Source organism: Lentilactobacillus rapi DSM 19907 = JCM 15042 (assembly GCF_001436255.1).
Classification (GTDB): Bacteria; Bacillota; Bacilli; order Lactobacillales; family Lactobacillaceae; genus Lentilactobacillus; species Lentilactobacillus rapi.
Genome location: NZ_AZEI01000037.1, coordinates 52,724 through 62,101, shown reverse-complemented (window position 1 = coordinate 62,101; position 9,378 = coordinate 52,724). Strand labels below are relative to the sequence as shown.

Below are 9,378 nucleotides of genomic sequence, written 5' to 3'. Positions count from 1 at the left end.
CGAAAACCTACATTTCTTTCTGCCGAAAACCTACATTTTTAAACTGCCCTTGACATGTTTCAAATAATAGTAATTTAAATGAAAATGTTTCTGCTAAGACTAATGCCAGCTTAAAGCGATATAAGACAGGTATTCCTCGTAAACTACCTGCTGGTGTACCATTGCCAACTAGTCCTAAGTTAGCGCCAGTAATGCGCGGTTTGTATATTGGCAATACTGGAAATATCACTCCTGCAAGAGCTAATAAGGTTGCTCCCAAGATGATTAACTGGTTAAAGGCTGGTGGTTCTAAGTCATCAGGATCATTACACGATTCTCGTGGTTATCTCATTCCTGGTAAAGGACAAAAAGTTTATCGAGTAAGTGATCCAGGAAATTATCAATATACGTATTACTCAACACTAGCTAATGGGCATCGCATGATTGGACAAACTAATTATCGCTCTTATAATATGGAAGTTATTCCCGGAATTCATAAGATTGCTGACGGTTTTACCAATCCATCACATGGTAAGAACTGGGTATTATACTATGTAAGTGACTATAAAAAAATTCAGACTTACTATACTCCAGATATTAAAGGTTTTAAACCTTATGATGCAATTGATTTACAAGTAGCTAGTCATATGCCAAGATTTTTCTGGGCTAATCCAGATTCTGGTGCTGGTACTGAACAAGTTAATTGGAAGCAAAAGATTGTCGTTATTAGTATTAAAGCTGGTGAAACATCTGCAATTGATTAGTATCTTTCTTCTAAAGAGGCTTTCGGGTCTTTTTTATTTTTTATTACAGTAAATCAACCTAATATTTCTAATTAGCTTAATGTTAGTTGTTCTCACCTTAATTCGATTACGCTAATTCTGACAAATCGGGTTAAGTAGCATCATCATTTGCCTTATCTCGATAAACATAGTAATGAACCTTCATTTGATACCAGGTCCCTGATTGCTTATCATAGTGTGGCTGCTTATAAGAATTTTGGAAGGTTGCGCCGATTGACGATAACGGGTTGAATGGCTTGCAGCCAAATAGATGCAGGCGTAGATGGGTTCTTAATACTAGATAAAATCTTTTTTAAGTAATACACCTGTATGCATTGATATATAATACACATAGGTGTATTATTGCTTTTATAGAGAGGAGGGCACGAGCGTGTCACAAGTAAAAGTTTCTGAGGTGTTAAAGCTGTTAAAGGACAACGGTTTTCACGAGTTGACCAGTCGTCAATCTGGCGATCATCATCGGTTTGTAGATAATTCCGGACACCGTGTAACTGTTCCTTTTGCAAGTAAGAAAGCAGTGATAGCGCCAGGAACTTACAACTCTATACTTAAACAAACAGGGCTTAAATAAGCCCCGTTTGTGATATGCTCACACTAAAGATGAAGAATCCAGACTATGTTGTTTATCCAGCAATCTTTGATAATACTAACAATGATGGTTTTTATACCGTCACTTTTCCAGACATTCCCGACACGGTTTCCCAAGGAAAAACCTTAACCGATGCAATGGAACAGGCACCCGACGCAATTGCAGTGGCATTACCAGATTATCCTATCTACCCCAAACCGTCAGATATAAAAAAAGTCCAAGCTGAAAATCCAGACTTGGTTGTGAGTTTGGTGGGCGTTAATATGAAGGAAAAACTAAAGCAAATGCGGAAACGTACCATCCATAAAAACGTCACGATTCCAGTTGCACTCGCTGACGAAGCTGATAAGCAAGGAATTAATTTCAGTGAGACGTTAACCAAAGCGTTGGAAGATAAGATTAAGGCGTAAAACCAAATAATAAAAAAAGGCAACTCATCTTTTTTTCTAAAAAGAGGGTTGCTTTTTCATGTGTTAATTTAGTGGTTTAGCGACCGTTACGCCAGCATAATAACCGTCGTCATATGAAAGGACGCCACCTGTTTGCCGATTACTTTCATAATAGATGCCAATTTGATAGCCATTCAAGGCTGATCGCTTTTGCTGGTTATATCCCTGCGCATCAAAGGCTGCTTTAATTGCCGCTAGTTTTTGATTGGCAGAAGTGACCTTTCCGCGGGGATTATAAAAGGCGTAGTTAGCGTTTTTTACCATAAGCACATCCGAAAATTGTTTCTGAAAATCAGTTAATGTTGATCCATAAGCCGTTAATTTTGATAATTTTAATGAAAGTCGAGCATTAGGAAATAAATGCAAAACCTTCCTGCTTAAGTTTTGCGAAGGTGACTGATCAATGTAACGCTGATAGTCCTTGTTACTTAGAAAATAGTTAATATCAAGGCCATTCCAAACCTTGTAATTGGGATTGTATCCTGGCTTTAAATAACCTCGCCAAACATATCCATAAAGATTAGGGGTCCCATGGGGAGTCATTCCTGCTACGTAGTAATAAATAGCAGATTTATTGTTCTTCCGTAAAGTAACCGTCTTGGCACGTGTCCAAAAAGAGTTAGGGTAGTTTTTGAGATTGTGCAGTCGTTTGGTGTGTTTAGCATTCCAAAGATAGATATTTTGCTTCGGATTTTTTGCGTGGAATGGCGTACTGCTAGTATAATATTTTGTTTTCACGACTTGGTAATCACTGCTGGCCTGCGCATTGAGATAGTTGGTAATTGTAAAAAATAAGGATGCTGTAAACACTAATATAACGATTCTGCCCCATTTCATAAGAACACTTCCTCGTATTATTTATTTTTATTATACTATGTGAATAAGAATTGCGTTACAAAATTAAGAAGAAGCTCTCGCCACGTTGACGAGGGCTTTTAGGATTTAAAACTATTTTCTTCAAATTTCTATTTCATATCGATGTAATAGCAGTATAATCAAATTATTAATTTGATTGAGGGTTAGCAAACGAATGTGGAGGGATATGTATATGAAAAGATGGAAGGCATTACTAGGAACGATCGCTCTATCTTTAGGGTTATTGTTTGCGGTCAGCGGTTCCAACCAGGCAAGCGCTGCAAGTTGGCACAAAGGAACTCCAAAGGCGCTGAGAGGAAAATGGCGTGACCCAAATGAACACTCCAGTAGAATAATATTCAATCAGAAAACGATTGCATTTTATTCAAAAGAGGAATTTTCAGGAAAGTTTGGAATCCCTGCTTGGCACGTTAAATATAAAATTGTTGGTCACTATAAATACAAGCTGCATTATTATATTCCGCATGATAATCATTGGGAAAATGCCACTTGGCGGCGAGTAAATAACAGAATAACGAACGGGCATGGTTGGCTGTATAAATATTAAGATTGCAAAAGGGATGAAAAGTGGTTGGGACATCCTAATTAACATGTGTTATATAACGGGAATCTTTCAAGATTGGTGGGAGTAATTAGGGTATACCCCAAAGTCAAAATAAATATTTATCTATCGTAATTGTCCCGTCTAATTTGGCCTTAACCAAACTAACGAGACAAGCCCTTAAAGTGAATCAGGCTCCGTCAAAGTTCGCACGAATTTTGACGGAGCCTGATTTTTCAGCTATGGACAGAAGGGCTGATGCTATACAACTGGTTCACGATTCATTCTGGAATTGCGATGGTAAATCCAGGAGCTTCATCATCGATCAGACGATGAGGGTTATTGTAATAATAAATGCCAATTTGATATTGGCTCAATGCATTCCGTTTTGTTTGACTGTAACTTTTATCTAAACCATCTTTGATTAACTTAAATCTAGTGTTATCGGAGATATCTGGCTTGTAAAATCGTTTATTAAAATACCTTTGGACCGTTGGAAATTCGAGAATATTTTTGTATCCATCAACTGTCGGGCTACTCCAAGCCCAGGGACTGGCCCCGTTAGCAGCTTTGGTAAGTTTTATGGATAACTGAGTATTAGGGAACAACTTCAAAACTTTTCGGGTCAGTTTTTGGGATGGTGATTTTTTAACGTAACTCAGATATTCAGAGTCGGTATTGAAATAACGATAATTGATATTATTGAGTTGTTTGTAGTTTGGATTAACACCAGGGGTTAGATAACCATGCCAAACGATCCCTCGTATTTTACTGCCTTCATTACCATTCGGGGTAATTCCTTGAATATAGTAATAAACTGATTTTTTTGAATTGTGGGACAAGATCACGCTTTTGCCATAATATCGCCAACTGTAATTTTTATAATTACGTAAGTTAGCTTTAGCTTTCGTATGTGTCCCGTTCCAAAGATAAGCATTCTTAGAATTATTAGCTAAGTGATATGCTACGTCGGCATTATTACCAGTCATTCTTTTGACAACTGTATACCCTGAGTTAGCACTAGTGCTAATCATTGTTGTAGCAAATCCAATGATCAGGCTTGGCATTAATAATATCAAAACTTTTATTCGCTTTGGTACGTTGATTATCTTCTTATTCATTTCAAATCTCCCTTCAATAACCATATTATCTAATAATCGTGAGTTGTTTGCAAAGTTATTCACCTCTGTGGATCAGGTAAAAAATAGCGATAGGATCAAAATCCAGCCTTTTAGTTTTTCATTTAACTCGTGAGAAAAACTTGGATAGGTACTAATTAACAGGCCTAATCCCGTATGATGTTGGTCAGGAAAGTGGTTTTATTCAGCCGGTACCTCATAAGTTGCCAAGAAGCCTTTCCATCAACCTTCCAATTAAACCAGTTTAACGATTGCCGTCTTTACGAATATACTGGAGATGTTTTTCTAAGCCATCATTTCCTGGAGGTAATCAAATGCTTCGCCAACCTTTAAAGCCTGAACAGCCGCAAATGAATCAAACGCCAATCCTTGCCTGGATGCTGTCATTTGTCGGCGGATTCGTTGATACCTATACGTTTATCACCCGTGGTGCCATGTTCGCCTCGGCGCAAACTGGAAACATTATCTTTCTGGCTGCCAACGTGGCTAACGGCAACTGGCACCAGGGCTTCTTGAAGCTGGTTACAATTCTTGCATTCTGGTTCGGAACGATTATTGCCGCTGTTTGGACAAAATTCATGGATCATACGCACTATTGGCGATTAACGGCACTCTTGCCCGAACTGATTATGTTAATCGTGCTGGGATTTCTACCGCCAACTATTTCTAACTATTATCTGTTACCGCCACTGGCAATCTGCATGGCGCTGCAAAATTCACTCTATGACGTCGTTGCTGGGCACGGGTACGCCAACGTCATGGCAACTGCTAATTTGAAACACGCCACTCTTTCTGAAGTCACGGCCTTTTTATATCATAATGTGAAAAGTCTGCGGCTCTCAATCCTTTATACCAAGGCGTTCTTTGCCTTTATTGCCGGTGCGGTTGTCTGTGCCTTGCTTATCCGAGTGATGGCAATTATGGCCATTTGGGTTTGTGCGGCAATGCTGGCCATCGCGATCGTCGTGCATGCTTGGTTAATTAAGCAAAAGGAGAGGCGATTCACTTGGTAGGGGCGCCATTTCTTCGTGGAGTTTGAATAAATGCGATAAAACAAAGTAATTTGTATGAGCAGATTTGAACGACATTCTTCAACAAAATGGAGAGCATTATTCTGTCTTGTATCGGGGAAATAGATGATCGTCAATCTAATCACAATTCCATCATAAAATCAAAAGAATCTCTGCGAATGGATGTTAGTTCATACATTAACAGAGATTTCTTTTTTGCTGGGTACCTTTTAACGATTAAGATTTTGAGGCTTATTAAGCGTGTTGTATTCGCTATTTGATAATTTGTAATCTACGGTTCCCAAAACGGGCAGACCTTTTAATCTGCTATAGTGAGAATTAGAGTAAGTATACATGTGTAATGTTACCTTGGGCTTTGCCTGTTTCATAACATAGTAGTAGCTGACTTTGGCATCCCTTGTTATTTTTCCATGCGTGTTGGAAGTCTTTGCACCAGCCTTACCGAGGAGATCTGAGAATGATTTAAGACTTTGTTGATTTTTGATGGTCGTGACGTGGTTGTGGTGAGAATCATAGACAATTACCTTGTCTACAGAATGAGCGCTTTTCGAACAACCGGATAGAAATAAGACCAGTAAAGGAATTAGTAAAATAACACCGTTTTTTCTCATTCTTAACGACCTCCAAGAAATTAGCTTCAAAATTAGTTTATGTTTAACGCTGATATTTGGCATGTTTCAAGTGTTTTTTTGTAAAAAATACAGTCACATTATTTACCTGCTTTTTACCAAAAAGAGTTCCCACGACACACAACCTGTCATGGGAACTCTTATATTTTATATCAATTGAACATTTCCTAAATTCGCGCCAGCCAACTAATCCTGATCCTTTACTTCAGAATCATCCGCAATCAAACCGCGATTCTTCTTGGATTCATAATAGAAGATTGGGATACCGATGCCGACCAAAATGAACGATGTCAACACACCGGGTAGGTCCGACATGATTTCACTGACGATCACGAATAGCGAACCGCCGATGGCTAAGATTGGAGTGATGGGGTAGAGCGGCGTTGAGAAGACCCGCTTTTGGTTCGGGTTCCGTTTTCTCAACAGGAACACGCCCACAAAGGCCATGACGTAGAAACAGTAGACGGTGAAGATACACAATTCGGACAACCGATCGGCGTTTGAGAAGATAATCATGATGGTCACGATGATCAATTCAGCGATCGTTGAGAAGATTGGCGTATGTGACTTTGGATGCAAGTATGAGAGTGTCTTTGAAAATGGCAGCTGGCCCCGTTTAGCCATTGCGTACATAATCCGAGGGAAGGTCATAATTTTACCGTTCATACAGCCAACAATCGAAATGATAATCCCAATACTGAGGATTTTGCCACCAATGTCACCGAAGGCTTTATTGGCAATGTATGGAATTGCGCTGGTACCCAATTTGTGAATCTGTTCGGCGGGCACGGAGCGATAGACCCCATAGGAGACCAACAGGTAGATGACCATGACGGCTAAAATTCCAAACATAATCGCTTGAGGCAATAACTTGCGAGGGTTCTTAATTTCGCCTCCCAGATTGGCGATCAGAATCCAGCCGTCAAACGCGAACAGGGTAGCCAAGATTGCAACACCAAAGTTGCCGGCAGTCTGATGAACAGTCACTAAGCTTTGGCCAAAGGCACTTTGATTACCAAAAAAGAGGCCAAAGATGATCAAAGCAGCAACAGGAACCAACTTGCAGACGGTCGTTACAATAGCAAAAGTTGCCCCATATCGGTTTGAAAATAAATTTAGAATACCGACTGCAACGATGGTTCCAATCGCGAGATAGACGTTATATTTACTTGGGAAGCCAAAAAAATCTGATAATAAAATAGCGAGATAAGCGCCTAGTGAGGCGATCATAGCTGGCCCATAAAAAATAATTTGCATCCAACCGGATAAAAAGCCCCACATTTTACCATAAATTCGTTCCATATAAACATAGAGGCCACCGGTTTCGGGCATTTGCGACGCAATTTCAGCAATCGTCAACCCAGCGGTGATCGTTAACAGGCCCCCGGCAAACCAGGCAAGTAGGGCCATTGTGGTCGAGCCGGCATCATCGAGGACAGCTGACTGACGGACGAAAACGCCGGCACCGATTATCGTTCCAATAACTAACGCTAGTGCCGACCAGAGGCCGAGATCTCGGTCAAGCGACACTTCTTTTTGTTGTTTCATGTTTCCAGTTCTCCTTCTTCTCTTTCAAAATAGGGTGGTGAGTAACGCGGGGGCTCGGCCAGCAAAATTTACTGGTCGTCACACGCGATACTTCTCAAACCGCTTTATTTCCGTTTCGTTCAATTCGGCGGTGATCATCGTGCCGTCACTCTTGTAATCTGTGTTCAAAATATTGCTGTTATCATTTAAATAGGAAACAACGTCTCCCTTATCAAACGGGATCAACAATTCCACGGTCTCGTAATTCTTGAAGACCTTTTCCTTGATCATGGTGACCAGTTCCTGAAGTGAAGCATCGTCGATCGCTGACATGACGAGGTTATCGCCTTCGCGGGCAGGGTAATTGACGTCCATCTTGTCGGCTTTATTTAACGCAACGATCATGGGGATACCAGACACGCCAATTTCATTCAAAGTATCTTCGGTCGTCTTCATCATCAGTTCCCGGTGGGGGTCAGAATTGTCGACCACTTGAATTAACAAATCCGCGTTAGCTGCTTCAGACAACGTTGATTTGAATGCTTGAACCAATTGATGGGGCAGCTGGCTGACAAACCCGACGGTGTCACTTAATAGGAAGGTCTTTTGATCAGGCAAGGTTAATCGTCGGATTGAAGTGTCCAACGTGGCGAATAACATGTTCTTCACTAACACCTGTTTGTCTTCGTCCTCGCCGAGTAATTTGATCAAGCCGTTCATAACGGTTGATTTACCGGCGTTGGTGTAACCAACCAAGGCGACGGTTGGGATGTCACTGCGATCACGTTGCTTTCGCTTGGTTTGATCGGCTTTTGAGGCTTCCTTGAGTTCTTGGTTCACGTGCGTAATGCGTTTCTCAAGGGTCCGTCGGTTTAATTCGTATTGTGATTCACCGGCACCACGGTTAGTTGCGCCACCGGCACCGCTGGCTGTCCCAGTTTGCTGGTCAAGTCGTTGACTGGCGCTGGTGTGCAAACGGGGCAATTGGTATTTTAATTTAGCCAGTTCCACTTGAAGTTTGGCTTCTCGGGATTGCGCCCGGTTGGCAAAAATTTCGAGGATGAGGCCGGTCCGGTCGATGATCCGGGCGTTGGTGGCCTTTTCGATGTTCCGAATTTGGCTGGGGGACAATTCATCGTTGACCACGATGGTGTCCACGCCGTCGTCAATCACAACTTGTTTGAGTTCTTCAATTTTACCCTTGCCAAAGTAGGTTGCGGGGTCTGGCCGATCGAGCTTCTGAACCAAGGTTTCAGCGACCGTCATTTTGTTAGCTTCAACCAAGTTATTCAGCTCGGTCATGGAATAATCGAAACTGTTGGAATTGCGGTTGAGCCCAATGGTTACAACGGGAGTAGGTGTATCAGTTAAATCCATTAAAGTGCCTCCTAAAGAAAAGTGAGCGGAGTAAAGCGATTAGAAACTGGAATATAAGTTTCCTCCAGCAGAAATCCCCGGTTTTGGGGGATTTTTGTTGGAGGTGCTTATATGGAAGTTTCTGCTTTACGCAGCTGTCCTAAGAAAAGTGAGCGGATCCAAGCTTCTACGGAGAGAACCCGTCCTAATAATCACGTGTTCAAGTATAACACACAAGTGTAAAAAAATAATAAACAAAAGCGTCCAATCTGCTGATCTGGGTGACGTCAACTCAAGTCCAAGTGATGGACAGAAAAAAAGAATTTAATTAGAAATCAATCCGGGTATTCGAGTGATGATGCATGTTTGTGATGAATAATCGTGAAATAAATGAATAAAATATTAAAAGTAGCTATTGATTTTAATTAAATTTTAATCTAAAATCAATTTATTGACGGG

The 9,378-nt window shown here is 40.9% G+C and carries 10 protein-coding genes; 5 read left to right on the top strand and 5 right to left on the bottom strand.

Going from position 1 to position 9,378, the window contains the following annotated elements:
* The first annotated feature begins 161 nt into the window (after positions 1–161).
* From FD12_RS05575 to FD12_RS05565, 3 genes are all read left to right on the top strand, one after another.
* Positions 162–743, top strand: coding sequence for a hypothetical protein (locus FD12_RS05575; RefSeq protein ID WP_156404069.1), 582 nt, complete (start codon positions 162–164; stop codon positions 741–743).
* Between the two features lie 409 nt (positions 744–1,152).
* Positions 1,153–1,353, top strand: a complete 201-nt coding sequence (locus FD12_RS05570) for a type II toxin-antitoxin system HicA family toxin (protein ID WP_054749023.1) — start codon at positions 1,153–1,155, stop codon at positions 1,351–1,353.
* Positions 1,354–1,367: 14 nt separating this feature from the next.
* The gene (locus FD12_RS05565) at positions 1,368–1,781 is read left to right on the top strand and encodes a type II toxin-antitoxin system HicB family antitoxin (protein WP_225427316.1); all 414 of its coding nucleotides are present in this window, start codon (positions 1,368–1,370) and stop codon (positions 1,779–1,781) included.
* 63 nt (positions 1,782–1,844) lie between these two features.
* Here the strand turns inward: FD12_RS05565 and FD12_RS05560 are convergent, their stop codons facing one another.
* Positions 1,845–2,657, bottom strand: coding sequence for a hypothetical protein (locus FD12_RS05560; RefSeq protein WP_056982086.1), 813 nt, complete (start codon positions 2,655–2,657; stop codon positions 1,845–1,847).
* A gap of 211 nt (positions 2,658–2,868) precedes the next feature.
* On the opposite strand from FD12_RS05560, the gene FD12_RS05555 reads away from it, so the two are divergent.
* Positions 2,869–3,243 carry a hypothetical protein gene (locus FD12_RS05555; protein WP_054749022.1) on the top strand — a complete coding sequence of 125 codons (375 nt, stop codon included), beginning with the start codon at positions 2,869–2,871 and terminating at the stop codon, positions 3,241–3,243.
* Positions 3,244–3,518: 275 nt separating this feature from the next.
* Here the strand turns inward: FD12_RS05555 and FD12_RS05550 are convergent, their stop codons facing one another.
* A complete protein-coding gene (locus FD12_RS05550) occupies positions 3,519–4,358 on the bottom strand; it encodes a hypothetical protein (RefSeq protein WP_056982081.1) in 840 nt (279 codons plus the stop codon).
* 332 nt (positions 4,359–4,690) lie between these two features.
* On the opposite strand from FD12_RS05550, the gene FD12_RS05545 reads away from it, so the two are divergent.
* The gene (locus tag FD12_RS05545; protein WP_054749021.1) at positions 4,691–5,389 is read left to right on the top strand and encodes a YoaK family protein; all 699 of its coding nucleotides are present in this window, start codon (positions 4,691–4,693) and stop codon (positions 5,387–5,389) included.
* A 227-nt stretch (positions 5,390–5,616) separates the two neighbouring features.
* Here the strand turns inward: FD12_RS05545 and FD12_RS05540 are convergent, their stop codons facing one another.
* The 3 genes from FD12_RS05540 to hflX form a co-directional block, all read right to left on the bottom strand.
* Positions 5,617–6,018 carry a hypothetical protein gene (locus tag FD12_RS05540; RefSeq protein ID WP_054749020.1) on the bottom strand — a complete coding sequence of 134 codons (402 nt, stop codon included), beginning with the start codon at positions 6,016–6,018 and terminating at the stop codon, positions 5,617–5,619.
* Positions 6,019–6,222: 204 nt separating this feature from the next.
* The gene (locus FD12_RS05535; RefSeq protein ID WP_056982079.1) at positions 6,223–7,584 is read right to left on the bottom strand and encodes an APC family permease; all 1,362 of its coding nucleotides are present in this window, start codon (positions 7,582–7,584) and stop codon (positions 6,223–6,225) included.
* A 78-nt stretch (positions 7,585–7,662) separates the two neighbouring features.
* Positions 7,663–8,940: a GTPase HflX gene (gene hflX / locus FD12_RS05530; protein WP_054749019.1), complete on the bottom strand. Its 1,278-nt coding sequence runs from the start codon at positions 8,938–8,940 to the stop codon at positions 7,663–7,665.
* Positions 8,941–9,378 lie beyond the last annotated feature (438 nt).

Coding starts and splice junctions, on each gene's coding strand:
- FD12_RS05565 (WP_225427316.1), top strand. CDS start 1,368: ATGCTCACACTAAAGATGAAGAATCCAGACTATGTTGTTTATCCAGCA.
- FD12_RS05540 (WP_054749020.1), bottom strand. CDS start 6,018: ATGAGAAAAAACGGTGTTATTTTACTAATTCCTTTACTGGTCTTATTT.
- hflX (WP_054749019.1), bottom strand. CDS start 8,940: ATGGATTTAACTGATACACCTACTCCCGTTGTAACCATTGGGCTCAAC.
- FD12_RS05555 (WP_054749022.1), top strand. CDS start 2,869: ATGAAAAGATGGAAGGCATTACTAGGAACGATCGCTCTATCTTTAGGG.
- FD12_RS05560 (WP_056982086.1), bottom strand. CDS start 2,657: ATGAAATGGGGCAGAATCGTTATATTAGTGTTTACAGCATCCTTATTT.
- FD12_RS05535 (WP_056982079.1), bottom strand. CDS start 7,584: ATGAAACAACAAAAAGAAGTGTCGCTTGACCGAGATCTCGGCCTCTGG.
- FD12_RS05545 (WP_054749021.1), top strand. CDS start 4,691: ATGCTTCGCCAACCTTTAAAGCCTGAACAGCCGCAAATGAATCAAACG.
- FD12_RS05550 (WP_056982081.1), bottom strand. CDS start 4,358: ATGAATAAGAAGATAATCAACGTACCAAAGCGAATAAAAGTTTTGATA.